Annotated in this window: 24 protein-coding genes and 1 pseudogene; 14 read left to right on the plus strand and 11 right to left on the minus strand. The window is 57.3% G+C overall.

All coding sequences use genetic code 11. From position 1 onward, the window contains the following. Positions 1–24: 24 nt before the first annotated feature. The 7 genes from AMK02_RS16195 to AMK02_RS16225 form a co-directional block, all read right to left on the minus strand. Positions 25–273: a hypothetical protein gene (locus AMK02_RS16195; protein WP_064804362.1), complete on the minus strand. Its 249-nt coding sequence runs from the start codon at positions 271–273 to the stop codon at positions 25–27. Between the two features lie 102 nt (positions 274–375). Beyond that, positions 376–1,083, minus strand: coding sequence for a TfuA-like protein (locus AMK02_RS16200; protein ID WP_064804364.1), 708 nt, complete (start codon positions 1,081–1,083; stop codon positions 376–378). Next, entirely contained in the window at positions 1,080–2,267 is a 1,188-nt protein-coding gene (locus AMK02_RS16205) for a YcaO-like family protein (RefSeq protein ID WP_064804366.1), read from the minus strand. Before AMK02_RS16205 ends, AMK02_RS16200 begins: the two co-directional genes overlap by 4 nt. A gap of 42 nt (positions 2,268–2,309) precedes the next feature. Then, positions 2,310–2,522 (minus strand): hypothetical protein, encoded by a 213-nt coding sequence (locus AMK02_RS16210; RefSeq protein ID WP_064804367.1) that lies wholly within the window; start codon positions 2,520–2,522, stop codon positions 2,310–2,312. 20 nt (positions 2,523–2,542) lie between these two features. Next, on the minus strand, positions 2,543–4,387 hold the full coding sequence (locus tag AMK02_RS16215) for a hypothetical protein (RefSeq protein WP_064804370.1): 1,845 nt from the start codon (positions 4,385–4,387) through the stop codon (positions 2,543–2,545). Positions 4,388–4,396: 9 nt separating this feature from the next. After that, positions 4,397–4,822 carry a helix-turn-helix domain-containing protein gene (locus tag AMK02_RS16220; RefSeq protein WP_064804372.1) on the minus strand — a complete coding sequence of 142 codons (426 nt, stop codon included), beginning with the start codon at positions 4,820–4,822 and terminating at the stop codon, positions 4,397–4,399. 164 nt (positions 4,823–4,986) lie between these two features. Beyond that, positions 4,987–5,619, minus strand: coding sequence for a class I SAM-dependent methyltransferase (locus tag AMK02_RS16225; RefSeq protein ID WP_064804374.1), 633 nt, complete (start codon positions 5,617–5,619; stop codon positions 4,987–4,989). A 539-nt stretch (positions 5,620–6,158) separates the two neighbouring features. Here AMK02_RS16225 and AMK02_RS16230 point away from each other — a divergent pair. After that, a complete protein-coding gene (locus AMK02_RS16230) occupies positions 6,159–7,028 on the plus strand; it encodes a DUF6030 family protein (protein ID WP_064804376.1) in 870 nt (289 codons plus the stop codon). An 18-nt stretch (positions 7,029–7,046) separates the two neighbouring features. Here the strand turns inward: AMK02_RS16230 and AMK02_RS16235 are convergent. Next, positions 7,047–7,392: pseudogene (locus AMK02_RS16235) on the minus strand (hypothetical protein). A gap of 202 nt (positions 7,393–7,594) precedes the next feature. Here AMK02_RS16235 and AMK02_RS16240 point away from each other — a divergent pair. From AMK02_RS16240 to AMK02_RS16290, 11 genes are all read left to right on the plus strand, one after another. Then, positions 7,595–8,668, plus strand: a complete 1,074-nt coding sequence (locus tag AMK02_RS16240) for an endo-1,4-beta-xylanase (RefSeq protein ID WP_064804378.1) — start codon at positions 7,595–7,597, stop codon at positions 8,666–8,668. 31 nt (positions 8,669–8,699) lie between these two features. Then, on the plus strand, positions 8,700–9,851 hold the full coding sequence (locus tag AMK02_RS16245; RefSeq protein WP_064804380.1) for a glycosyltransferase: 1,152 nt from the start codon (positions 8,700–8,702) through the stop codon (positions 9,849–9,851). Further along, on the plus strand, positions 9,851–10,357 hold the full coding sequence (locus tag AMK02_RS32580) for an acyltransferase (RefSeq protein ID WP_064804382.1): 507 nt from the start codon (positions 9,851–9,853) through the stop codon (positions 10,355–10,357). The genes AMK02_RS16245 and AMK02_RS32580 overlap by 1 nt, the downstream gene beginning before the upstream one ends. Next, positions 10,354–11,256 (plus strand): exopolysaccharide glucosyl ketal-pyruvate-transferase, encoded by a 903-nt coding sequence (gene pssM / locus AMK02_RS16255; protein ID WP_064804384.1) that lies wholly within the window; start codon positions 10,354–10,356, stop codon positions 11,254–11,256. The genes AMK02_RS32580 and pssM overlap by 4 nt, the downstream gene beginning before the upstream one ends. Positions 11,257–11,403: 147 nt before the next feature. Continuing rightward, positions 11,404–12,906 (plus strand): lipopolysaccharide biosynthesis protein, encoded by a 1,503-nt coding sequence (locus AMK02_RS16260; protein ID WP_064806277.1) that lies wholly within the window; start codon positions 11,404–11,406, stop codon positions 12,904–12,906. Positions 12,907–12,936: 30 nt separating this feature from the next. Beyond that, entirely contained in the window at positions 12,937–13,968 is a 1,032-nt protein-coding gene (locus AMK02_RS16265) for a polysaccharide pyruvyl transferase family protein (protein WP_064804386.1), read from the plus strand. 11 nt (positions 13,969–13,979) lie between these two features. Next, positions 13,980–14,801: a hypothetical protein gene (locus AMK02_RS16270; RefSeq protein ID WP_064804388.1), complete on the plus strand. Its 822-nt coding sequence runs from the start codon at positions 13,980–13,982 to the stop codon at positions 14,799–14,801. An 81-nt stretch (positions 14,802–14,882) separates the two neighbouring features. Next, positions 14,883–15,821 (plus strand): glycosyltransferase, encoded by a 939-nt coding sequence (locus tag AMK02_RS16275; protein ID WP_064804390.1) that lies wholly within the window; start codon positions 14,883–14,885, stop codon positions 15,819–15,821. Between the two features lie 24 nt (positions 15,822–15,845). Beyond that, complete coding sequence (locus AMK02_RS16280; protein WP_064804392.1) at positions 15,846–16,730, plus strand: glycosyltransferase family 2 protein; 885 nt, start codon at positions 15,846–15,848, stop codon at positions 16,728–16,730. Then, positions 16,727–17,710, plus strand: coding sequence for a glycosyltransferase (locus tag AMK02_RS16285; protein ID WP_064804394.1), 984 nt, complete (start codon positions 16,727–16,729; stop codon positions 17,708–17,710). Before AMK02_RS16280 ends, AMK02_RS16285 begins: the two co-directional genes overlap by 4 nt. Before the next feature lie 24 nt (positions 17,711–17,734). Continuing rightward, complete coding sequence (locus AMK02_RS16290; RefSeq protein ID WP_082240324.1) at positions 17,735–19,075, plus strand: O-antigen ligase family protein; 1,341 nt, start codon at positions 17,735–17,737, stop codon at positions 19,073–19,075. Between the two features lie 609 nt (positions 19,076–19,684). On the opposite strand, the gene AMK02_RS16295 is transcribed toward AMK02_RS16290, so the two are convergent. Further along, positions 19,685–21,781, minus strand: a complete 2,097-nt coding sequence (locus AMK02_RS16295) for an acyltransferase family protein (RefSeq protein WP_064804396.1) — start codon at positions 21,779–21,781, stop codon at positions 19,685–19,687. A gap of 224 nt (positions 21,782–22,005) precedes the next feature. Here AMK02_RS16295 and AMK02_RS16300 point away from each other — a divergent pair, with 224 nt between their 5' ends. Together AMK02_RS16300 and AMK02_RS16305 are read left to right on the plus strand one after the other, a co-directional pair. After that, a complete protein-coding gene (locus AMK02_RS16300) occupies positions 22,006–22,467 on the plus strand; it encodes a glucuronosyltransferase (RefSeq protein WP_064804398.1) in 462 nt (153 codons plus the stop codon). Further along, complete coding sequence (locus AMK02_RS16305; protein WP_064804400.1) at positions 22,464–22,940, plus strand: glycosyltransferase; 477 nt, start codon at positions 22,464–22,466, stop codon at positions 22,938–22,940. The genes AMK02_RS16300 and AMK02_RS16305 overlap by 4 nt, the downstream gene beginning before the upstream one ends. Positions 22,941–22,978: 38 nt before the next feature. Here AMK02_RS16305 and AMK02_RS16310 read toward each other — a convergent pair whose 3' ends face one another. Together AMK02_RS16310 and AMK02_RS16315 are read right to left on the minus strand one after the other, a co-directional pair. Further along, complete coding sequence (locus tag AMK02_RS16310) at positions 22,979–23,674, minus strand: SGNH/GDSL hydrolase family protein (protein WP_064804402.1); 696 nt, start codon at positions 23,672–23,674, stop codon at positions 22,979–22,981. Between the two features lie 211 nt (positions 23,675–23,885). Then, positions 23,886–25,193: an HlyD family type I secretion periplasmic adaptor subunit gene (locus AMK02_RS16315; RefSeq protein WP_064804409.1), complete on the minus strand. Its 1,308-nt coding sequence runs from the start codon at positions 25,191–25,193 to the stop codon at positions 23,886–23,888. Between the last annotated feature and the right edge of the window lie 2 nt (positions 25,194–25,195).

A 25,195-nucleotide genomic window follows, 5' to 3' on the forward strand; every position in this document is an offset into this window, starting at 1 on the left:
TGCGTCCGATAGGACGCACCCGCTCTAATGACTTTTTATGCTCACCAGGGGAACCGGAGAACTCAATTCGGCCAACTCTCTGGTCAGCCCCTCCCCGACTTCCTGCTTCACCGCCTCAAGAGCAAGGTCGAGGCAATTCGTCGCGAATTGCAGTTTGACATCCTGAGCAACCTGTCGCGCATAGGCGATCATCCGTGCCAGTGCGACCAGTTCGTCCAGAGCGTCTTTCGCCCCTAGATCTCCATCTAGTTTAATAGTCGATGTCACGCCCATGCCCATTTCTCCAACGAATGGAAGGAATGATACGCGGGCTGACGTGGTCGAGCCCGTGAAAAAAGCGTGACACAACTCTCGGTGACGATCGTCGTCTTTGCTTCACAATGCGGACGGTGTGGAGAACCAGGTTTCGCGCAGTTTCCAGCACAAATCGGCATTCACGCGAATATCGGCGGTCGACTGCACCACCTTTAACAATTCCAGTGCATCGATGCGTTTTTGATCAACGGAATGCGACACGAGGGTGGCCAGAAGGTGCGGGCGATCCGGCTCGGCTACGCCAGCGCATTGCTCGACGATTGCCCGCCACGTTCGCCTCTTGAAGAATATTGCACTCGCGGCGTCTTCGATGACTTGGCGCAGTTGATCTGGGAGCAAGTCATTCCTTTCCATGGCATCGAGCGTAGCGCAGACATTGACGAGCGGTATCGTCAGCGGCTTGCCGCCCAGCGCGCTCGGCGCGTGCACGAGCGCAACGGCGGCATCGTCGACCAGCCGACCCGTGCGATAGTCTTCGAAAATGCGGCCGATCCCGATCATCCCGAATGAATGACATTCCGCAGCGCGCAGCGCGCCCATGCTTGCCGCCCCGAGGACCGTCACGCCAAGCGAAAGAGCATGGAGAATTTCCTTATGCCAGACCGGTGCAGCGTATTCGAAACCGCCATCGATCAGGCCGATGACATTGGCACCCTGTTCCACCACAGCCAGAACATCGCCCTGCGTGGCGGGCGGCAGGACGCGTATCCCCTCGCCGGCAAGTGAGGCTGCATCGGGAAGACTGGGACCCGCGAAAATGACCTTCAAAAGCCTATCGCTCTCGCGAGCGCCCTTGTTCCAAACTGGCGAGCACGCAGCCCTTCCGGATTTTCGAGTTCGGGGATAACGACCTTGACGACGCCAAAGGGAAGCGTGTCGTCGCTGAGGCGTACGGCGATGACCGAACCGATGTCTTTGTTGCGCAAAGCCTCCAGCACATGCTGCAGCAAATACGCCAGATCCCGATGTCCTGACGTTCGGTGGCGGACAGGACCGGCAGCCGGCGAGACGGGAACTGCGTCGAAGGCTCGCCGCATCAGCGGCGGCAAGGATCTCGAGAACGTGGCGGGAGAAATATCGTCCCTGGCTCCGCTGATATAGGTGAGTCTGGATTGCGCGGCTTCCGTTACCGCCCGGATGGCCGCGCGCACGGGAGACGGATGGGCTCCCGTACCGCCGGTCACCTCGACAAGGCGAATGTCCCTGCCGCTGTGGCGATCCCGCTGGCCTGGAACGGAATCACAGGGACCCAGAATGGCGGTGAAACAGGGAATGGCGATGTCGCTTGTGATATCGAAGAGCCTGAGCGCCAATCCTGATTTTTCGATCTTGTCGATCAACCCGGTCAGTGCATCGTCCTGAAAGCCGCGGGGGTCGACGCAGCCGGCATAACGATGCCTTTCCGCGCCAACCTGCCATAGCACATGCGCATCACGCTCGATCCGCTCGAGCACACCGTGGAAAACGGCCTCCTCGATATTGTTTCCCGATGCCAAGCCGTCAGATGACATCCAGTATCGCGCATCGCGCGTGCGGTCGAGCAGCACCGCTTCAAAAGGGATATGAATCGTCTCGCCGGTGAGGATATTGATCCCGGCCACCCATTCCGTCTCCTCGTCCGGCCCGAGATCGGGTTTATGCATGGCGATCAGGCAGTTCAGCGGATCGATCTTGTGCCCCATCGCCTGCAGACCGAACGAGGTATTGCGGGCAAGATCGACGAAAGGGTCGCCGGCAACTGCCCGTTCCACGGCTTCCATGACGGCGGATACTTTGGCGTCGATGTCGGTCAGACCCTTTCCCTGAGCAATCACGATTGAGCGCGAATTCGGAGTATAGGCGCACCAGACGGGAATTCCGATGTCATCAAGCCCGGTATGTCGTGCAACCCTTGTTATGCCGAACCGAGCTAAAAAAGGCTCGACGCGGGAAAGAGTTTCCCGCGGCGATATGATCCTGTCGGGATATGTGGACCGGTCCGTCAGAATGCGGGCTCAGCCGTCGACATGACCGGAAAGCGCGATCTGCGCCGACGAAACGGCAACGGCCAAATCGACGCCCTTCACGAATATGCCGCCAGCTTTGCGCAGGCTGCTCGCAGTCGCCAATTCCCCCGTCGGATTGAGCGGTTTGACGGTGCCTGCATCGAGATCGGCGAGCCAAAGCCCTTCCTCGCCCGGTATTCCTATAATGACAGCTTTCGCCATGGTATGCCCCTCAGCTATTGTTAAAAACCAGCCTTCAACAGGCCCTCCCGATATAGCTCTTTTTGCCAGTGCTCCTTGAAGGGAACGATGGCGAGCCACTTCTCGACGTCGAATACCGGATTGATGCTTTCGGCGCGCTGCCGATGGAACAGTGCCCGTTTTCGATCGCCGATCATTGCGCAACTGGCCGCGGCGATACGATGGGCCGGCGCTTTGTCTTTCATCGCCTCGACATAGGCGATGGCCTCCTCATACTGTTCCAGGAAGAAACTTGCTCCCGCGGCACACCAGAGATAGGCGTCAGGCGCGATCGGATTGAGCGAAATTGCCTTTCTGATCTTGGCGAGCGCGTCGCCGGGGCGGGATGCATGCACAAGCGTGTCGGCATGACTGTAGATGACATCGGCAAAATGCGGACTGAGCTCTTCCGCCAGATGAAGGGCTGCGACGCTGGCATCCACATCACCAAGATAAAGTCTGGTGACCCCGAGCTCGCGATGGCCCGCCGCCGATCCCGGATCTCGCTCGATTGCGCGAAGCGCATGCTGCTCCGCCAGGTGCAGCAGTTCATTGTTTCCCTGCGCCGTTACGAGCCACTCGCTGGTGAAAGTTCTTGCCAGCCCGGTAAATGACGGCGAGAAATCCGACCTATGCGACAGCGACTGCTTGAACGCCTTCCTTGCCCGGCGGATATGCGGCAGTGTCAGCTTGCTCATCAGGCTGGAGCCGACGAGATAGGCGTGATAGGCCTCAGGATTGGCTTCGAAACGTAGCCGTTCCTCCTCGTTTTCAGCCAGCTCACGCGCCACCGACTCGGTCAACTGCTGGGCGATAACCCGCCTGTGACGCGGCAATATATCGGGGTTCATCTTAAAGCGATTGGCCCAGACGATCTCATCCGTGGGGAAATAGATCAGCTGGGCGAACAATCCCTCTTCGGAAAATCGGGTGTCGAGAAGATACGTGATCGAGTGCTTGGCGACCACCGCCGCTTTTTCGGAGTCGCGGCGGATCTGTCCGGCCGTATGCGGAGCGACGATGGAAATATGCCGAAGCGCACAAAGTTCGATTGTGACGTCTTCGATCAGGGCATTGGCAAGTGCAAGTCCGGCATCGGCGTGCTTCGCCGTCGGGGGAAGCAACACCAGACGGGGAAGGATCCGCGGGATCGGCGATATGCGTTCGATATCGGCCGACTGGCTGCCGGGCTCGGGACGCTTCACCTCCACCCTTGCTTGGCCGCCGCTCTCCGGCAATCTCTCGCCGAACGATGCGCTGCCGGATAGCCGATGCAGCAATGCCCTGACCTGCTCGTCATTCGGATCCCGCTCGAGGATTTGCAGGGCGGCGCTGGAAATGATGCGCGCCGCGCCCGGCTTTTGCACATCAGGCAACGCCTCCAGCAATGCTTGACGCAATTGCAGCGCATGGGCGTCCCGCTGCGCCCTGATCCAAGCATCTATCTGCTTTGTCGCCGGCTTGATATTTCCGATGAAGCCGCGCTGCGTCGTTTCGGCGATCGCCTGTAATCGATCCAGCGGCGGGCCGCCGGCTCGAAAGACATCCAGATCGCTGGAAACCACCTGCTTGTTGAGGCACACCGTCGTGGCAGTGAAATCGAAAGCTATGTCGGTGCGTCCGCAGTCCATCTCGCGGATGCGGGACAGCATTTTGCGCAAATTGAGCCGCGCCAATTCGGGCTCAACGTCGCTCCATAGAAACTGGGCCAGCTCATAACGGCTGAGTTCATGGCTCGCACCCGCATAGATGTGGGCCATCATCAACAGACCTTTGACCGGATAGCGAACCGGCTCGCCATCCGACTCAGTCAGCCGCAGATCGCCGAATGTCTGCAGATGAAGCACGGTCCATCCTCAGTTGTGTACAACCGGATCCTGCAGGTCGCTATCGACGTCGGGCAATCCCGTCATCGCCAGACTTTTGGCCAAGGCCACCAGCTTCTGCCTGATGTTGGGATCTTCGATGGCGATGAACGCTTTATTGAGCGCGAGCCCTTCCTTCGAGGATAAAAACTTGTTCAATTCGCTCGTCTCGCCTTCGATCGGCCCAGAACCGCCGTTCTCGAAGAAGAAGCCGACCGGCACGCGAAGGATCTCGGAAATGCGCTGAAGGCGGCTGGCGCCGATCCGGTTCGTTCCTTTTTCGTATTTTTGAATCTGCTGGAAAGTGATGCCAAGAAGTTCGGCCAAACCATGCTGGGTCATGCCGAGCGTCTTTCGCCGAACTCTCACGCGGTTGCCAACATAGACATCGATGGAATTCGGCGATTTGGCCTTCATCTGCTTAAGTCTCCCGCTTCATCAATACGCCCGCTGTATAATGGAGAGTTTAAGCAAGAATGCAACTAAAAGTAAATATTTCATCACGGTTTTTTTCACCACAGCATGCAGTAGAAACAACCTCCGGACTACTGCGGCGAACGGCGCAATGTCGCGCCGACCGTCTAAAGCGGCTTGTCGGCGACGGCGATCATTGATTTGGCAAAGGCAGGAATTCTTCCAACATATTCGAAACGGACGTTATCGAAGCCGGTCTCCAGCAACAGTGTGCGCAATGTGTTTTTCGACCAGAACTTGATATGCCCATGATCCTTCAACGGCATGAAGTGATCATCCATTTTTCCCGTCGCAGCCAGTGCAAGATTCTTCAGATAACCGTGATAGGGCGTCGATATCACCGCGATGCCGCCCGGCTTGACGAGATCGAACATCGTCGAGGTGAAGCTCTTCGGATCGTAGACATGCTCGACGACCTCCAGGCTGATAACGGCACTGAAACTGCCATAATCCCGGGCCAGGTCGTCATAGGCCGAGCCGACGCTCAGCGCCAGTCCGGGATGACGGATATTGGCCTTGCCGATTCCGTCGCTGGAGGGATCGACGCCGACGACATCATATCCTGCTTTCGTAAGAGCCGCGGCGGCCCCGCCGGTGCCGCATCCGAGATCGAAGACGTCATTTTTCGCAGAACCATCGAAATGATCCTCCAGCACATCGAAGATCTTGGGCAAGATGTAGGAATGTGCAGTTGTCGGCTTGGCGTGAACGTAGGTGGTTGCGTCTAGCTCGATGGACATGGTCTCTCCTTTCTGCTGTTGCAGCGCAATCCCTATCGATTAATACGTCGAAAATTTGATCGAACTCGCCGAAAGTCGTCATCCGATAAATATTTTGGAAGCATAATTTGAAATTTCTCACAAAAATTTAAACGCCATGCGCGAGAGAATGGCAGAACTTGAGTGCACTCCCCCCGTAATTACACTGAATATCTTCAGTTTCTCGACCTGTGGATGAAAATACTTATGTCAATTCAACAATCTTTTCAAAAAACTCGAATTTATTTCAATCCAGTTTGGACGACGCCCCTTTACGTGACCACAGAAGCGGCAAGATCAGCGAATACCCCTCGCCGAATTGCCGAACGCTTCATTGGAAATTCTCGGCTGAAATGCTGCTGAAGCGCTCTCGGCGAACCGATCGCGCGCTTTTCATGAGGGCGCGGATGAAAGGGCCCTGGTTGCAGACACGAAGCCAAAAGATATTTAACCGGATCATGTATACTGACGGGATCCAGACAGACCAACGAAATCCTTCTCGCGTGCCGGAGAAGACAAGCTTGCCCGATAATTCGTCGCCCGCATATGCGAAACAGCCGGCAGGAAAACCGCGGATTCCCGTGACCTTCTGGTTGTTGCTGACGATTTCCCTCTCGCTGGTCATCGGAACGGTGCTTCTGTCCAACGACATGAAACATTTAAAGGCGGTTGGCCATTATTTCGGCTTCGACCTTTTCCCCCCTGAGGTTAAGCCGCCGCCGCCCAAAGCTCCAGCAAGACCGGCGCCGCCGGCGGTCTATAAGCTTCCCCTGCATGCCACCGAACCGCCCGTGGCACAGACCGCGTCGGCCTTTCTGCGCACATGGCGCATATCCGGGCCTGCAATGTGCGCGGCGCTGCGTCAAGCGGGCGTTCAGACCAGCGAATGGGCGGCGGCCAGCTTCAATGCCGACACGTTCGAATGCGTTTACGAGCACAGCGCCAAGCGTGAAAAGGATCAGCTTGCGAATTCCATCTTCGTCATTGTTCGTGGCGATGCCGCCGGCACGATCAGCAGTATGCGCGTGAAGATCGTCAACCCCGGAACGGATCAGAATGGCCAGCTCGATCCGGCTATCCTGCGCATTTTCGAAACCATGCTGCGTCAACCGCAATGGCTCGATTTTCATGAGACCCTGAATGCGATCAAAAACCTGAAGGATGTCAAGGAAGACGGCTTCGGAGCCAACATCGCCTTCACCCACGAAGTGCTCAATCCGCAGCGCTACAATTTTACCCTCTCGCTGGATGCAACGTCGGGCCCCCAAAAAAGGGCGAGGAATTACTTTTCCGGCAGAACATGGCTTCCCGTGCCAGAGCCCACAATTGCGGCCAACCGCACGCAGCCGGAACTTCCCCATCAAGAGCCGCCGGCAGTAAATCGCAATTAGAGCCGCATGCGGCGCACTTCAGGCGATGCGACCTGCATCACCGTGATGCCGGGACAGGATCCTGTAAAGCTCCGTCAAGCTGTCTGGACTTGGCCGTTCGGCCGCCGGCCAGACGCCAGAGACGCTCTACATTGAGGTCCTGAATAGCCTGCGCAAGTTCGTCGTTGAGCGAGCGAACGACGCGTGCCGATCGACGCAATCGCAACGAGGTTCTGACGAGCGCGCCGAACAGGATGAGAATGGTGCCGACAACGCCGAGAACAAACGCCGCGAACTGCCGGTCGTCAAAAGGGGATACGCCGCTGCGAACAGTCGCCATAAAAAAAGCGGCATAGCTCATCAGATAGTTAAACCAACCTTCCATAACGAGCTCCCTCCGCAGCGGTTTAATATCTTGGATTACGCAGAGAAGTCTAAAATTGCCGTCGTCATCCACGCCGCTGAGAATACATCGGAAGTTGTGCCGATGTATTAATTAAGATCGAAGCCGCGACGGATCGTAATCCGCAAGCTTGGCCCTTCGATTCCGCCGAAGACGTTAAACACAGCCAACAGTGAGAGAAAGAATGAATAGAAGACGTTTCCTCGCCTCCGTTCCGCTCGCCCTGTTATATGCCCGCGCGGGTCAGGCTTTGGCGCAGGTGCCGCCGTCCGCGGGGCTGCGCGCCCTGGCCGACAGAAAATCGTTTCGATTCGGTTCGGCGATCGATCCGGAGGATGTAGGCAATCCGATCGCGTCGCAGATCTACATCGACAACGTCAATTCGGTAACGCCGCGAAATCAGCTGAAGTGGAATGCAACGGAAAAGATGCCAGGCGTCTTTTCCTTCGGCCCCGCCGATCAAATCGTTGCGTTTGCACGCAAAAACAACATGAGGGTTTATGGACACACGCTTGTCTGGTATCGCACGCCCGACTGGGTGTCCGCCATCACCGACGCTGCGACCATTCGGGCGGCGATGAACCGTCATATAAAACAGATTGTCGCTCGTTATAAGAAGTCGATCGATGCGTGGGATGTGGTGAACGAGCCGTTGGAATATGATGTGCCGGATCTGCGGAACTGCGTTTTCCGACGCCTTCTTGGCGACGACTATATCCGCATGAGCTTCGACATGGCACACGAGGCCAATCCCGACGCGATGCTGGTTCTCAACGAGACGCACCTGGAGAAAAAATCCGAGGTGTTCGAACAGAAGCGTGCACGCATCCTGAAGATTGTCGAGAATCTCGTCGCCAGAAAGACGCCGATCGGCGCCGTCGGGCTGCAATCGCATTTCCGCCCCGGTCTCGATCGGATCGATCCGGAGGGAATGGGCCAATTCTGTGCAACACTGAAGGATATGGGTGTCGGGGTTTTTATCACCGAACTCGATGCGTCCTGCCATTTCCTCAACCGCGAAGAAAGCTCCACGCCGGTCTCCTATGCCGAGATTTTCGGTGACGTGATCACCATCGCAGCCGAGCGTGGTGACTTGAAAGGCGCCACCGTTTGGGGCATGTCGGAGAAATATGGCGGGCTTGACGAGAAGGACACCAACCCCGGCGCGGCATGCACGAAGCGCGTTAATCTTTACGACGAAAACAACGATCCGAGAAGTTCGATTGACGGCATCAAGCGGGCAATAGAGGCAATGTGATCGCCAAGACAGTGGAGACGCGAACAGATTCATGAGAAAAGCCGTTATTTACGTGGAAAAATTTTTGCCTGCCAGCCAGGCATTTGTTCTCAACCAGGCAGTGGCGTTTCGCTCCTTCGAAGCTGAAATTCTTGCCGGTTCGCGAATCTCTTCCGCCCATACAAAAAAATCGACTGTCCCGGTTCATGACATTCGTCGGTCTCCCGTTGCGCGGGCCGGCGAGTTGCTTCTGAAAATCCCGCAGGTCGGCCTGCCTTTTCTCTTTCCCGCGATCAGCCAAGCCGATCTTGTCCATGCCCATTTCGGCAAGAACGGCTATGTCATCGGTCCGCTCGCGCGCGCCGCCGGCAAGCCGCTCGTCACGACGTTTCATGGCTTCGACGCCACCTATCGCGGCGATCCGAAAAAACCGGGGGGCTTCAATCAGGTGCGTTTCTTCGCCAAGGGCCGGAGCGAGATGGCAGGCTGGAACAGCTGGAACATCGCCGTTTCCGATTTCATCCGAGAGCGGCTGCTGGCGCTCGGCTTCCGCGCCGACCGCGTCTTTCGCCATCACATCGGCATCGATCTCGATCTCTTCAAAATGGAGCCGCGTCCACGAAAAAAGGGGCTGGTGGTTTCCATTGCCCGTTTCGTCGACTATAAGGGCCACCGCTTCATGATCGACGCGCTTTCACGCGTGGCGGCCGCCGGCACCCCGGTTGAATTCGTCATGGTCGGACAGGGACCATTGAAGGAGGAAATCGAGGCCTTGGCGCGCCGTTCCTTGCCAAGCGTCACGATCCATGAAAATCTGTCGCAGACAGAGATAAGGGATCTGCTCGCCAGTGCGGAACTCTATCTTCATGGCAGCGTGACGCTCGACAATGGTCACGCGGAAGCCTTCGGCCTCGCCAATCTGGAGGCCGAAGCCGTCGGTACTCCGGTCGTCGCATTCCGCTCGGGAGGCGTGGGCGAAGCGATCGAAGAGGGGAAAACTGGTTATCTCGTGGAGGAGCGGGATGTCGCGGGCATGGCGGAAGCGGTCGGAAGGCTGCTCAACGACCAGTCCCTGTGGACAGCCTTCAGCGCGCGGGCACCGCTTCTGGTGGCCGAGCGCTTCGACATACGTCGTCAAACGGGGATGCTAGAGGACTATTACAGTTCCGTACTAGACCAATTTTCCAGCCGGGGTCGGACTTGATGGTGCAGACAGGAAAGAAGCCGAAGTGGGGACTGAACGTATTTCGGCCGCTGCGGAACGGGATCGTTAAGGCCAAGTGGCTCTATTATACGAAATTCTGGGGTATGGACATCGATCCGACCGCCAGCTTTTCACTCAGCGTGCGCTTCGACAAGACCAATCCGAAGGGACTGCATATCGGCGCCGAAACCTATGTCGCCTTCGAAGCCGCCATCCTGACCCACGACCTCACACGCGGGCTCTACCTTCACACGAGGATCGGCAAACGCTGCTTCATCGGCGCCCGCAGCATCATCCTGCCCGGCGTGGAGATCGGCGACGAATGCGTCATCGGCTCCGGCTCGGTGGTGACCAAGAGCGTGCCGCCGCGCTCGCTCGTGGCCGGCAACCCGGCCAAGATAATCCGCAGCGACATCAAGATCATTTCGCGTTACGGACGCATGGCCCGCGAGGACGAAACGGTCACGCAGATCGTGACGCACTTGCCGACTGGAGAAGCACGATGAAGATGTTTGCCTATCGCGGGAAACACGAGAATTTCGGCGACGAACTGAACCATTGGCTCTGGGAACGTCTGCTGCCCGGCTTCTTCAATGACGACGAGAGCCAGCTCTTTCTCGGCATCGGTTCGATCCTCTACGATAATTTCGACCCGAACATACAGAAGATCGTCTTCGGCTCGGGCTATGGCGGCTACACCAACGCGCCGAAGGTCGATGGCAACTGGACCTTCTACTTCGTGCGCGGAAAGAAGACCGCCGAGGTCCTCGGCATCGATCCGAGCTACGCCATCGGCGATTCGGGCATCCTGACGCGCAGCTGCTGGGATGCGAAGAGCGTTGAGAAGCGCTACCCCGTCTCCTTTATGCCGCACTACGAAAGCGCCATGTACGGCAGCTGGGACAAGGTCTGCGACCTCGCCGGCATCCATTATATCGATCCCCGCTGGTCGGTGGAAAAGGTTCTGACCGAACTCAGCGCATCGCAGAAGGTCGTCTCCGAAGCAATGCATGGCTGCATTATATCAGATGCGCTGCGCGTTCCGTGGCGGGCGATCCGGCCGATCGCGCCGGGCAATCGCGCCAAGTGGCATGACTGGGCGAGTGCGCTCGATCTGGAGATCGATTTCGATCCGATCGGCCCCTCGAACCTCGTCGAAGCAGGCGCATCTTTGGTGCGGAAAAACACATACCTGTTGAAGAACATCACGTTCCGTCACCGCCGCATCCGGCAGCTGACCGGCAACTATGTTTTCGGCTCGACCGTCAAGACGTTGCAGCGGGTGGCTGAGAAGCCAGGACAGCTCAGCTCCGACGAGGCTATCGTAAGAGCCCACGAGAAAATGCTGGTCGAGCTGGATCGGCTGAAGCAGGATTTTTCCAAGAAGACGGCCAGCGCCCTTTGATGTCGCAGACCCCGTGACGAGGCAATAAGGCATGATGCTTTCTAATTCCGCCAATACTCTCCATTCCCGCAAGGGCAAGAAGCACTCCGGATGGGCCTGCAGCCCGCTGAAATGGTCAACGTCATCGACCTCGGGAGCCGTTCGCCCATGAGCAGTGTTACCGACCGGCTGATTCAAGGCAGCATGTGGCTGAGTTTGTCCCGCGCCATCGTCAACGGGCTCTCGGCGCTCAGCACCTTCGTACTCGCCTGGTATCTGGTGCCGGCTGACTTCGGTCTCGTCGCTATTGCAACGACGATCCAGGTCATTCTGAGTTCGGTCACCGAACTCTCGCTCAATCAGGCGCTTATCCGCCACGAGTCGCCCAGCGAAACGCACTTCAGCGCGGTCTGGACCTTGAGCGTGACGAGAAGCGCGATATTGGCGCTGCTGTTTGCCGCCGCGTCCTATCCGATCGCCGAATTTTATGATGAGCCGCGGCTGACGAGCGTCATGCTCGCCTTGAGTTTCAGCCTGCTCCTGAGCGGTCTTGCCAATCCACGCCGTGTCATGCTCCAGCGCGATCTGATCTTCTGGCAGGAATTCGTCCTCAACGTCTCGCAAAAGCTGGTCGGCTTCATCGTGACGGTGGCGATTGCGGCCATCTATCAGAGTTACTGGGCCCTCGTGATCGGCACCCTCGCCTATCAGGTGACCAATATCATCGTTTCCTACACCGTCCTGCCGTTCTGGCCGCGCATCACCTTCCGGCACGCGCGCGAATTGTTTTCGTTCTCGGTGTGGCTGACGGCCGGACAGATCGTCAACACACTGAACTGGCGGATCGAATATCTGCTGATCGGAAAGTTGCTCGGCGCCACGCAGCTCGGCCACTACACGGTCGGCAACACCCTTTCGACGCTGCCGACGCGCGAGGCCACGGCGCCTTTGAACCAGACGATCTATCCGGGCTTCTCCAAGGTCCGCAACGATCCGGTCCGGCTGATCGCAGCCTATCAGCGTGCGCAGGCGCTGTTGGCGGCGGTGGCGCTTCCGGCGGGCATCGGCATGGCCGTGGTGGCCGAGCCGATGATGCGGCTTGCCCTGGGAGAGAAGTGGATTCCCGCCATCTTCATCGTCCAGGCGCTCGCATCGGTCTTTGCCCTGCAGACCCTCGGCTCGCTCGTCCAGCCGCTCGGCATGGCGAAGGGCCATACGAAGATGCTGTTCATCCGCGACACGCAGATGCTGGTGGTCCGCATCCCCATCATCATCGCCGGCTTGATGATGGCCGGGCTTCCGGGCGTCGTTTATGCCCGGGTGTTGACCGGCCTGATTTCCACCGTGGTCAACATGCTTCTCGTCAAGCGCTTGATCAATCTGCCGTTCTTCCAGCAGCTCGCGGCCAACTTCCGCGCGCTTGCCAGCGTCGCCTTGATGGCCGCCGGTGTCTGGGGATTGTCGCACATTCTGAGCATGCCTACAGACAAGCTGCATCTGGCGCTCTATCTCGCCTTCCTCGTCATCACGGGCGGCATCATCTACGCCGGATCGAGCTTTACTCTTTGGGTGGCGATGAAGAAGCCCAATGGCCCGGAAACTGAAGTTCAGCGTATCGTTGTCAAGTTCCTGTCAAAAGCAAAACGTATTGCCGTACCCAAATCGGCGTGAAGTTAAACGAACATCAACAAGAGAGGCAGAATGACCAGCCAATCCAGACCGGAGCTGATCGCAAAACTCAACGGCATGATCCACGATTGCCTGAAGGACTATGTCTCGCGCGATGAACCGCTTGCGATTCTCGACTTTCCCGACATCCGCAATTGCGGCGACTCGGCGATCTGGCTGGGAGAGATGGCCTATCTCAGGGACCGCTTCGGCAAGCGCCCGGACTATGTTTCCAGGCTCTACGACTTCTCCGCCGACGAACTGAAACGTCGCGTGCCCACAGGCCCGATCTTCATTCACGGCGGCGGCAATTTCGGCGATATCTGGGTCGCCCACCAGGACTTCCGCGAAATGATCATGGAACGCTTCCCGGATCGGCAGATCGTCCAGTTCCCGCAATCGATCCACTACAGTTCGCCCGAGCGCATCGAGCAGTCCAAAAAGGCCATCGGACGCCACAAGAATTTCGTACTGCTGGTGCGCGATGAAGAATCGAAGGAGTTTTCCGAGAAGCACTTCGACTGCATCGTGCGGCTGTGCCCGGATATGGCCTTCGCCATCGGCCCGCTGCCGGAAAGGGCAACGCAGATTCCCGTCCTCGCCATGTTGCGGGAGGATGCGGAACGCGTCGGCGGAGGTGATCGCAAGATTCCTTCCGATATTCCTGTGGAAGACTGGATTACGGAATCGAAGAGGAAGGTGGACATCGCCAAGAAGTTGGGCGTAGCCTCGGCTTATCTCGCATTGAAGCCGAGCGAAGTTGCCTTGCGCAGGTTGGATGCTGCGGCTCATAACCGCTTCGAGCGTGGCATTAGTCAGATTTCGCGCGCCCGCGCTATCGTGACCGACCGTCTGCACGTTCATATCTGCTCGCTGCTGCTCGGCCGTCCGCATGCGGTGCTGGACAACAGCTATGGAAAGATCCGTCGCTTCATGAATGCTTTCTCCGGCGGAACCGACCTTTCCTACAAAGCGACATCGCTCGAAGACGGAATCGAGTGGGCGCGCCAGCAGGCTGCCAAGGGGCGCGTCGCTGAGAAAGAAGCTGTGGGCCTGCGGGCTTAAGGGGGAATTCGATGCCACTTGTCACCTTCATCATCCCGGTCCGACATCAGGACAACGCGCGCGATTGGAGCAAGCTGAAGGCAAATCTCAGCCAGACCGTGGCCTCCATTTCCAATCAGACCAATGGCGATTGGCGCGGCATCATCGTAGCTAACGAAGGCGCCGATCTGCCTGATCTGCCGGAGAAATTTTCCGCCGTTCGTGTGACGTTTCCGCCGAACGACATGCACGAACTCGGAAAGGGCAGCAAGGAAGACTTCCTCGATGCCTTCCGCGCCGACAAAGGCCGGCGCGTTCTGAGCGGCATGCTGGCCGCGGCCGACAGCCGCTTTTTCATGATTGTCGATGACGACGATTTCGTCAGCTCCCGGATCGTGCAATATGTATCGGAAAACCGGGATGCCAACGGATGGACGATCGACAACGGTTACATCTGGGACGACGGCGGCAATTTTCTGCTCGGCCATGATGACTTCAGCCATCTCTGCGGCACCTCGCTGATCATTCGCGGCGATCTGTATGAACTGCCGCAGCGGTTTGAAGACGCCTCTCTCGACTGGATCAAGTCGATGCTGGGCAGCCACGTCCGCATTGCGGGCATTCTTGCCCAGCGCGGAGCGCCCCTGACCAAACTGCCTTTCCGGGGAGCAGTCTACCGGGTCGCCCATGGCGGATCGCACAGCCGCGCGCCGAGCTTGATGCGGCAGTATTTTCTCAATCGTGGCGTACTTCTGAAGCCGCGACGGTTGTTGCGCAATTTTCGCAAGCTGAGGGTTCTCGGCGGCGGTTATCGGCGCGAATTCTTCGGTGGGGCGCGGTCGAATCCCGCATAGCAAACCGATCCGTCCAATAGGTATAGGCAGTCAAATCATGAGGCTTTCCTCTTTCGACTTCACCAAAAGGGTTGGTAACTGATGTCGGATCTTTTCGTCAGCGTGCTGTTTTCATCCTATAATGGCGCCAGCCGCCGGCTGCGCCATACTTTGGATTCATTGGTGAGCCAGGAGCTTCCCCATGATCGATGGGAATTGATCGCTGTCGACAACAATAGCAAGGACGATACGTTCGACCTTCTGAAATCGTATAGCGAAAAACTTCCGATCACCATCCTGCAGCAGCGCAAGCCGGGAAAGTCCAGCGCGCTGAATCTGGCCTTGGATCGGGTGAAGGGGGATCTCGTTGTTCTTACGGATGACGACATCCGCGCCGAACCAAATTGGCTGAAAGCGATCGTCGACTGTGCCGCAGCCCATCCGAGCTATGGCGTCTTCGGCGGCAGAATCGTTCCAGATTGGGAGGAGGAGCCGAAGGATCGCTTTATCGACTGGATTCCCATGGGATCGACATTCGCGATCGTCGATGAGACACAAAGCGGACCGTGCGATCCGACAAAGGTTTGGGGCCCGAACACGATCGTTCGGCGAGAGTTGCTGGGGACGAGCGTACGCTATCGAGAAGACATCGGCCCTCTTCCGGGAAAGATGTTCGCGATGGGTGAAGATGCTGAAATCATCATCCGCCTGGCCGCGGGTGGAGCCAAATCCTATCGATGCGCCGAAGCCGTGGTTCACCACTGGATCCCGGCGTCGAGCGTGACCGAGAATTGGGTGCAGAAACGCGGCGAGCGGCTTGGCTACGGCATGCCGGCGCTCTTTCCTGATGAGGTGCCGGAAGGCGTGAGGATAAGCGGCGTTCCATTGCCGACCTGGATGGAAAGTGCACAGTGGGCTTTCCGTGCAGCCCTCCTCTATCTCCTGCCGCGGTCGAAGAAGCGTTTCTGGGCGATTTGGAAATACTACTACATGCGCGGCTATCGTGCCGGAATTCGCCGATACGCCCCGCTGGGGCGGTGATCGATTGGCCCAGGAGACGGTAATTTGAAACTTTCGGTGCTGATCAACAATTTCAATTACGGGCAGTTCTTGCGCCCATGCATCGACAGTGTCCTGTCGCAGACTTATCCCGACTACGAGGTGATTGTCGTCGACGATGGCTCCACGGATGATTCCAGGGAGATCCTCGCTTCCTACGGCGAGCAGATCCGATCCGTATTGAAGGAAAACGGTGGCCAGGCCTCGAGCTTCAACGCAGGGTTTGCGGCTGCAAGCGGCGATATCCTCTTTCTCCTCGATGCCGATGATGCGTTTCTGCCTGGCAAACTCGCGCGCATTGTCGAGGTCTATGACCGCAACGAGATCGACTGGTGTTTCGACCGCGTGACGACCAACGAAGACGACCAGCCTCCCGCGAAGTTGCAGGTGACGCTGTTCGACAAACGGGACACCCTGCGCAGGGGCAGCTTTCCCTCGCTTCCGGTGCCGACCTCCGGCTTGAGCTTCCGTCGCGACCTCCTGTCCCAGATCCTGCCGATGTCCGTCGCGAACGACGTCGTGCTCAGCGACAATTACATCAAGTTTGCAGCCGCCTATCTTGGTCGCGGAGCCATCGTCGAAACGCCGCTGACCTTTCAGCGCATTCATGCCTCGAACCGCTATACGGGCACGAGCAGGGCAAAAACACTGCGCCCACGGATCATGATCGCCACAGGATTGGAGCTGGCGCGCCGCTATGATGGGCTGCATGCGCTGGGTAAGAGCCTGGTCGCCGGAGGCATTGCCGAAACGACATCGCTTTTGAAACTGAGGAGCGAAGCTCGCAACACCGTGGCCGGCGGTCCGTTCGGCGATGATGCCGTCAACGAAGTGGCCCTGATGGCCGCGCGCAAGCGTTTGGGCACTATGCTGCGGAGAGGACAGTCATGAACCAGCAGGACACTTTTCCGCATTCATCTGCCGGAACTGATCCGTCAGGCGCGTCGCCGTTGAACATCGCCGTCGGCGTGCTGACCTATCGGCGGCTGGACGGGATCGCCAAGCTGCTCGATGTGATGACACGCCAGACCAGGCATCCGGCTCGCCCCTATCATCTGACGATGGTGATCGTCGACAATGATGCCGCCGGCAGCGCAAGAGCCACGGTCGAGGCTTTCGGCCAAACGGGCACCTATGATCTGATCTATGTCATCGAACCGAACCAGGGCATACCGTTTGCGCGCAATCGCGCGCTCGATTCAGCCCCTGCCGGCACCGATCTCTTCTGCTTTCTCGACGATGACGAATGGCCGGTCGATGGCTGGCTCGATGCGATGCTGGGGACCCGGGAGAAAAATCGCGCCGATTGCGTCTACGGTCCGGTCCAGCCGGTCTATCCCGAGAATCCGCCGGAATATTTCATCAAGGCAAGGGTTTTCGAGCGCAAGAAGAACAAGGACGGTCAGCGCATTTGCTATGCGGCTTCGAACAATGTCATGTTCGATTATCCCTTGATCCGCTCATGGAATCTGCGCTTCGAAGAGAAAATGCGCTTCACCGGCGGCACTGACTATCTCTTCTTCAATCAGGCAATTCGTCGTGGCATGCAGGTTTTCTGGGCTGACAAGGCACTGGTCTATGATGTCGTTCCCGCCAGCCGCATGACATGGAAATGGGTGCTGCAGCGACAATACCGGCTCGGCAACACTTTCGCCGTCAGCGAGATCCTGCACGGCAACCTCAAGCGCCGGCTCTATCGCGCGGCCTATGGCGCCACGAGAGTGATGCTTGGGCTGGTCATGCTGCCGGCGATCCTGGTTTCACCCTATTGGGGCATGCGGGCACTCACCCATGTACTACGCGGTGCCGGCATGGTGAACGGAATTCTCGGACACGCATACCAGGAATACAGGCCCAATGCCGCTTTCTGATACTGTTTGCAGGAGTACCCTCGGATGAGTCTCGGCCATTCTTATCTTTCGGACCAGGAAGTCATCCTGCGGCCAGTCGTCCGACCGCGGCCACGTCGCGGCATCAGAAAGGAAACGCTTATCCGCGTGCTCCTCACCGGAATGTTCTATCTAACACTCTTGCGAACAACCGGGATGTGGTACGGCTATCCCTCAAACTTCAATGAAGATGCATCTGTTGATCCGTTTGCGCAGAAACTGATGCTGTACAGCCTCATTCCGCTGATCGGCCTTTACTTCGTATTGGAACCAAACCGTTTCCTTTCCTATTTTCGTAGGATCCCGGTTCTTGTTTTCGTCGTTATTATACTCTCAATCATTTCCCTTGGACTTTCCATCAGTTTTAGCGCGTCCGTGCGAGGCGTTGCCGCCGTCGCCGTGCTGACAGTAGCGCCGTTGCTTTACCGGCATCGATACGGCAGCGTTGAAACCTTCCGGCTTCTGGCGACCTTTGGTATGTTCGCGGCCTTTGCGAACATCCTGTATACCGTGGCCTTGCCAAGATATGCTGTGATGGGAGGATCCTATGCCGGCATGGTTAAGGGTCTGTTCTACCACAAGAACGGCCTTGGTCAGTTTTGTGCCGTCAGTTTCATAACCATGCTGTCGCTGGGAATGCCGAGAGGACCATTACGCTATAGCCAACTTCTACGCTGGGCGGCGTTGCTGTGTACTCTCCTACTCATCGTTGTTTCCAAATCTTCGACTGCGGTTGTTATGGTGGCTATCGGCGTGGCCACATTGGCCGGCTCACGTATGATGCAAACCGTGAGAAACTCACTGGCGCGCTCCTTCATTGTTTTCTTCTTCTGCATTATTTTGGGAGTGGCGGCATCCTTCGCCTATCTTGGCGTTGCACAAATGATTGCGGACGCATTTGGAAAAGACCTTACCTTTTCCGGACGCACTAATATCTGGGACCAATTGCTGCCTCTGGTATACGATCGCCCTCTTTTTGGTTACGGTTTTGCCGTTTTCCGTCAGCCGGAAATTATGGAGCAATATGTCTCGCTGACCTTCGACGCACGCTCCACCCATAACACCTACTTGGAACTTGCCCTCAACATCGGGGTACCGGGCATGATTGCCTGGACAGCCTTTATTCTTCAGCGCCTGGGCGGCCGTCTAGTAACGATCCAACGTTCTACCGAGCTTCGTGCCACACACTCCAAGGAAGTTGCAATCATTCTTCTGATCGTGGTTGGCTCAATGATGGAAGCGGGAATGATGCTGGCGCCAGTCATTCTCTGGCCATACTTGGTTGTCTCGCTTCCGCTAAGCAGAATGAAGAGCGGTGGCTCGTCGATGAACACACACAGTGGATAGAAGTTTTGATTATTTTGGGATCGCTGCCGGTGGCGGTGCTTTGATTTATACGTTCATCGAAAAGCCACTGGGGCGCCATCTCAAATCCATCAGCCTCAGAGCTAAGGTTGTTGCGGCTTAGCGCCTTGGCCTGAAAGTTGGAAGCGATCTTTCGGAAGGCACGATGCCTAGAGCTTTTCCGGGTTAGATTGAAGCATTCTGCCGGAGCAGGCTTTCGTCAGGGCAGAGGCGATTGGCGACGGACATACCCCTCGGTACGTCCGAGCCGATCGCCTCTGATCCTGGCCGAAAGATGCCCGGCCCTCCGGGTTGGCTGAAACGGGCCGGCTGATCGACCGGCAGGCTTGGCCGTAGAGCTGGGCTACGACGCGCGCCGGCCGGTCGACCATCCGACTCCGTTTGAGCCAACAGAATGCTTCAATCTAACCCGGAAAAGCTCTAGACGCACGGCTCCCAGCGCCCTGGAAGCCGCCCATTTTTCAACTGGTCGATCCCATGGCGTCGAGGCCGCGGATGACAGCGCATTAATTGAATCGGCGCTTGGGCGCATTCGTTGCGGAATGTGAAGAGGTGAAGGTCACCACTGTTCAAACAGGAGCTGAAGCGAGTTCAGCGGACCGGCGTATCAATATGCCTCACAATACCAGTCATCCGAGACTGTTTGTCAGAGAAAGACGTCGTCCTCATTTTCTCCTCGTCATCCGCCGGAAGGACTGCCCTGGCGGCAACTTCCGAGCCGACCGTCGATAGATGCTGGTTGTCTATGAACAACGGCGCGCCGTCGGCGGCGGAAAAACTGCACCGAGCTCCCGGGCAAAGCGCGTTGAAAGGATCGACCAGGGCCACGCCAGGCGGTGATTTCTCCGCGACACGCGCGATAATATCCCTGACCGGATCGTTGAAATTCGCGACAGCTTTCATCGGAGCATCATATGGTGTCAGATCACGATCGCCGTCGAGCCATCTTCCAAACGCCGCTCTGAAGGGTATCGCACGCTGGAGCACGGCACGGACAGGGTTAAAGTTGAACAGTGGAACGTCTTGCAGAAGGACCACATCCTTGTTCATGGCCCGCAATTGGGCGACCTGCGATGCAAGTGCCGACTCCAGGGTCGGCCCATTTTGGTTTTCGGCCTGCTCTGCGCCATTGGCGCCCGGGCTGATATAGCGCGAACCGGTCTCTGCCTCACGCATCGGAGCAGACCAGTACCCGGCCAGAATAACTTTCTTGATCGCATCGTTTTCACGCAGCAAACCCAATACTTTGGCGTTATAAGCCGAGCATTCTGCAGCATGGAGCGGATGGTTGGGCATATAGCGCGTGGCGTCTGTCAGCGGCGGGCAGGATGTTTTGGTAAAGACGTAAAGCTGGTAACCCCGCTCTTGCGCGATGGCTCGCAATCCGGGCGCAAGTGCAGCCGCATGGCTGTCGCCGATCAAGGCTATCGCAGGCTCGGTATTGCCTGCAGGTTGGCAGTTGCTGCCGAGAGCTGGGGCGGTTGCACCATAAGATACGAGGCACGCTTCACGCCCGCCTGCGATCTCTTCAATCCTGGCAACCTGTGAACCAAATCTCTGTGGAACGCCAGCCAGTAGCGCGGTCAGCGCGAAAGGAAGCGCGAAAACCGCCAGGGCCGTTGCGTAGCGCCAAAGTGTGCGGCCATTGGAAAGACCCGGGCGCCGAAACGGCTTCTCCACGAGATAATACGTCAGAACCGCCAAGATAAATGAGATCCCAACGATAAGCAAAGCCGTCGATTGCGGCAATGGCCAGACGGATGCGACGCTGGCGAAGCTCAAAAGAGGCCAATGCCACAGATACCAGGAATATGAGACAAGGCCGATAAAAACGAACGGCCGCGAACCGAGTGCAAAAGCCACGATCGAGCTTGGCGTCGCAATCAGCAGCGCCGACCCGAGAACCGGCAAAAGCGCCGCAGCTCCGGGAAAAGGCGTGGAGTCGTTGTAGAACCAGATCGGTACGACAATCAATATCGCGCCGATCAACGCAATGGCATTGACTGCTGCGCTTCCACCCCGATCGAGACGCAAACCCTTTGTCTCCATCACAGCGAGAATGCCGCCCATCCCCAGCTCCCATGCGCGAGTCGGAAGCAGATAAAAGGTGAAACTCGGATTGATCTTCAACGCTGCGACGGAAAATATGAAAGAGAATACGACAATCGTTGCGATCGCGGGAAGCACGGCTCGCTTGAAATAGCGGTTCAGGAACAAAATGATCCAGGGAAAGACCATATAAAACTGTTCCTCCACGCCGAGACTCCAGGTCATCAGCATGGGCAGCTGGTCGGATGCCGGCGAGAAGTAGTTGCTGGAAAGCCAATAATAGACGTTGGAAAAGCCTAACATGGCGGCAACGGCACTATGCGAAAATTTCCTGAACTCGCCCGGGGACAGGAGGAGAAAACCGATCAGGAACGAAACAGCCAATACGAAAAACAGCGCCGGCAATATGCGCCGTGCCCGTCGCGCATAGAATCTTGTGAATTTGAATTCCGATTTTAGAATGTCGCCATAAATATGTCCTGTAATGAGATACCCGGAGATGACGAAGAAAATGTCGACACCAACGAATCCGCCGGAAAATGACCTCAGACCTGCATGAAATAGCACAACGGAAATGACGGCAACCGAACGAAGACCATCTATATCGGGACGGTAAGCGCGTACGGGGTTGTTGTGCATCCGATTGTCCTTTCGAGGTGATACAAGACGATACACCCTCACTCGCGAAGTCAATGCCGGCCGAGCCACTTGCATTGCATTGCATTCAAAAATGATGCATTGCAATAGGAAATCACACTCTCCAACGCATGGCTCGCAAAATGTGAACAATTCGCAGCGGGCTCTAAATCTGCTGAGACACCATAGCAGCGCGAACCATAAGATAGTGCGAGGATGGATCTAATATGACTGACGGAAAAAAACGGAAAATTCTCGCCGCTTCGTCCGGAGGTGGTCACTGGGAACAGATGATGGCTATGCGCGCCGCCTTCGAGGGTAGCGAGGTATTTTTCGCCACCACGATTCCCGGTCTCTTAAAAAAGTACGATATCAGCAATGGCTTGGTTTTGCCCGATTGCAGCCGCGACTCGATCGTTATGTCGATCAAGTGTTTTTTCAGCGCGTTTTACATTGTCTTCAAGCTGAAGCCCGATATCATCCTGTCGACGGGAGCAGCTCCAGGCCTGTTCTGCCTGTTGGCTGGCAGGCTCATGGGCAAGCGAACGATCTGGATCGATAGCGTCGCCAATGTGGAGAAACTGTCCTTATCGGGAAAATTGGCCGGCCATATTGCAACGCTCTGGCTCACGCAATGGCAACATCTCTCACGGCCGGATGGCCCCCATTACGCAGGAGCTGTCCTTTGATCCTTGTCACCGTCGGAACGCAGCTGCCGTTTGATCGCCTCGTCAAGGCCGTCGATACCTTCGCCAAGGATCTGACCAGACCGGTGCTGGCTCAGATCGGCAAGGGCACCTATACTCCACAGAACATGAAATGGACCAAGAATATCGAGCCCGCGGACTTCGATAGGGTCTTTCGCGATGCGACTGTCATCGTTTCTCACGCGGGAATCGGCACGGTCCTCACGGCGAAGCGTTTCGGCAAACCGATCATTCTCGTTCCGCGGAAGGCGGCTCTTGGCGAGCACCGAAACGATCACCAGCTTGCCACGGTGAGCCAGCTTGTCGGCCGGCCGGGCATCTATGTCGCCCAGAACGATGACGAACTCAAAGACTATCTCCTCCAGGACCTGGACAGCCCCTCTCATCAAGACGTGTCCGATGCCGGCCGGACGTCGCTGGTCAACTATTTGAAGGGTTATCTCGCAGCAGGTTGAACCCGCCGACAGGTGCAGACACCCTCAGCGGGGGAGATTCATTCTCCGCAATCGCGGCCGGCTATGTGCCGGGCGAGCTGGGGCACGATGATTTTAGAAGCGACTTCAGGCCGCGGATGTGCGCCGTCAGGAATTGCAGCGGCCAGATCGTCAGGGGTCAGACGCTCCCAATCGGGCCGATAGTCGATAAACTCCAGGCCCCGTTTCCGAGCCTCCGCCTGATGAGCCGAAATATAGCTACCGACAAAAGGACGGATCAGCCCCCGCAGCCCTGAAAATGGATTCATCGCCATGAGGATGATCCGCGCCCGCGGCAGGCGTTGATGAAGCTGATCGAGAATGTCGGCAATATTCCTTCGGCTTTGCGCCAGCGACACGAACCGATGCAATGTCGCGTCATTGGCGTAGAGCTCGATCAGAATAATATCCGGCTGCTCGGCAACGACCCGATCCAGTTGGGTCAAAGCCCATGTCGACGTCTCGCCGCTCTTTGCGATGCTCTCGACTTTCACGGATCTCTGCAGACAGGCAGAAAGCCTTGTCTGAAGGCCGGGCTGCCATCCCCCGCGCGCTGTCAGCGATGTTCCGAAAGCCACTATTTTCAGCGGTGGAAGGTTCTCGGCATCACTCTTTCCAGTCATCAAAACCATCACGAGGCAGGCTAAAAGCATAACCAGACCCGATGCCAGTCGCCTCTCGGTCGGCGCCTCTCGCCAAAGCCGCAAACATATCATGACGGAACCATATCTCGGCGAGAGCTATACGTCACCCGGCAGGAGAACCTTGTGGAGCGGCCGGCAGGCCCTTGAAGCCAACCTTGCAGCAGGCTTGAGACAATATCATGAAGGACAGATTGTCATGTCCGCTTCAGTGCGCAAATCAGCCTTGCATCCAACCGGGATAGCAGCTGCCTCGAAATGCCGCAACGGCGCCGAGGAGCGCCAATCACTCCTCACGAAATACATGCTGCATCTGATCGGTCAGCGGTTTTGTGAGATAAGAAATGACGGTCCGGTCGCCGATCTTGATAAAGACTTCGGCCGGCATGCCGGGATAGAGCTTTATCGATTTCAGCTTCGCGATACTTTGAGCCTCCGGCTTGACGCGCACCGGATAATAGCTGATCCCCGTCCGCTCATCCTTGACGATATCAGGCGCAATTGAGGTGATCACCGCCTGCACGTCAGGCGTCGTGCGCTGATCAAAAGCACTGAAACGCACATCGACGGATTGGCCGACATGGACCTGGTCGATATCGCGGGTGGCGACCTTCGCCTGGACGGTCAGATCGTCGTTTTCGGGAACGACGAGTCCCAGCGTCTGACCGGCTTCGATAACGCCATTGACCGTGTGTACCGACAATTCGTGAACGCGCCCGCTGAGCGGCGCGGTGATGTCGAGACGGCGGAGTTGATCGAGCGCAGTGCCGCGGCGCTCCTCATTTTCGGCGATCTGAGCTTCGACATCGGTCAGGTCCTTTGCGATCTCCGAACGACGATCCTCATCCAGCTGAATCGACTGTCGGTCGATTTCGATCGCCTTGCCCTCGGCCTCCGCCTTTGCAGCGATTTCCTGACCGCTGTTACCCTGGAGATCGGCGCGGGCGCGCTTGAGCGTATTCAAACGCTGAAGCGTGACCAGACCCTTTTTGTAGAGAACATCGACGGCTTCGAGCTCCTGTTCGATCAAGCCGAGGGAATCGCCGGTGGCGTTGATCTGAACGACCAAGCCTTTGATCTGCTCGCCCAATTGATCCTTGCGCGACGCCAGCTGACTCTTCATTCCGATCAGCGCCGACCTGCGGCTGTCGAACAACTTCCGCTCGCCGTCGAGCAGCTGCTGCGCCGCGGTGCTGGATGTCAGATCGCTGAGGTTTTCTTCGACTTCGAACGAATCGGCGCCGATCCGCTCCGCCTTCAGGCGGGCGCGGCGCGCATAAAGCTGAGCAAGCGTGCTCTCGACAATCGACAGCTGCGCTCTTGTCGCCGTTCCATCAAGCCGTATCAAAACCTGTCCGGCCGACACATGCTCGTTTTCGGAGACAAGAAGTTCCGAGACGATACCGCCCGTCAGATGCTGGATCTTCTTGACGTCGCCGTCGACGACAACGACGCCCTCGCCGATGACGGCGCTCGAAAGTTCCGTCGTCGCCGCCCAACCGCCGATGCCGCAAACCAACGCAATGGACAGCGCGCCGACAACCGCCACATGGCGATTGAGGGAGCGTTTGGATTCACTAATAACTTTGCTCACGA

It is taken from the genome of Rhizobium sp. N731 (genome assembly GCF_001664145.1).
In the GTDB taxonomy this organism is placed as follows: domain Bacteria; phylum Pseudomonadota; class Alphaproteobacteria; order Rhizobiales; family Rhizobiaceae; genus Rhizobium; species Rhizobium esperanzae.

Bases quoted from the DNA above. Each gene is read 5' to 3' on its own strand.
- AMK02_RS16195 (WP_064804362.1), bottom strand. From the start codon at position 273: ATGGGCGTGACATCGACTATTAAACTAGATGGAGATCTAGGGGCGAAA.
- AMK02_RS16210 (WP_064804367.1), bottom strand. From the start codon at position 2,522: ATGGCGAAAGCTGTCATTATAGGAATACCGGGCGAGGAAGGGCTTTGG.
- AMK02_RS16220 (WP_064804372.1), bottom strand. From the start codon at position 4,822: ATGAAGGCCAAATCGCCGAATTCCATCGATGTCTATGTTGGCAACCGC.
- AMK02_RS16225 (WP_064804374.1), bottom strand. From the start codon at position 5,619: ATGTCCATCGAGCTAGACGCAACCACCTACGTTCACGCCAAGCCGACA.
- AMK02_RS16240 (WP_064804378.1), top strand. From the start codon at position 7,595: ATGAATAGAAGACGTTTCCTCGCCTCCGTTCCGCTCGCCCTGTTATAT.
- AMK02_RS16245 (WP_064804380.1), top strand. From the start codon at position 8,700: ATGAGAAAAGCCGTTATTTACGTGGAAAAATTTTTGCCTGCCAGCCAG.
- AMK02_RS32580 (WP_064804382.1), top strand. From the start codon at position 9,851: ATGGTGCAGACAGGAAAGAAGCCGAAGTGGGGACTGAACGTATTTCGG.
- pssM (WP_064804384.1), top strand. From the start codon at position 10,354: ATGAAGATGTTTGCCTATCGCGGGAAACACGAGAATTTCGGCGACGAA.
- AMK02_RS16260 (WP_064806277.1), top strand. From the start codon at position 11,404: ATGAGCAGTGTTACCGACCGGCTGATTCAAGGCAGCATGTGGCTGAGT.
- AMK02_RS16265 (WP_064804386.1), top strand. From the start codon at position 12,937: ATGACCAGCCAATCCAGACCGGAGCTGATCGCAAAACTCAACGGCATG.
- AMK02_RS16270 (WP_064804388.1), top strand. From the start codon at position 13,980: ATGCCACTTGTCACCTTCATCATCCCGGTCCGACATCAGGACAACGCG.
- AMK02_RS16275 (WP_064804390.1), top strand. From the start codon at position 14,883: ATGTCGGATCTTTTCGTCAGCGTGCTGTTTTCATCCTATAATGGCGCC.
- AMK02_RS16285 (WP_064804394.1), top strand. From the start codon at position 16,727: ATGAACCAGCAGGACACTTTTCCGCATTCATCTGCCGGAACTGATCCG.
- AMK02_RS16290 (WP_082240324.1), top strand. From the start codon at position 17,735: ATGAGTCTCGGCCATTCTTATCTTTCGGACCAGGAAGTCATCCTGCGG.
- AMK02_RS16295 (WP_064804396.1), bottom strand. From the start codon at position 21,781: ATGCACAACAACCCCGTACGCGCTTACCGTCCCGATATAGATGGTCTT.
- AMK02_RS16300 (WP_064804398.1), top strand. From the start codon at position 22,006: ATGACTGACGGAAAAAAACGGAAAATTCTCGCCGCTTCGTCCGGAGGT.
- AMK02_RS16310 (WP_064804402.1), bottom strand. From the start codon at position 23,674: ATGATATGTTTGCGGCTTTGGCGAGAGGCGCCGACCGAGAGGCGACTG.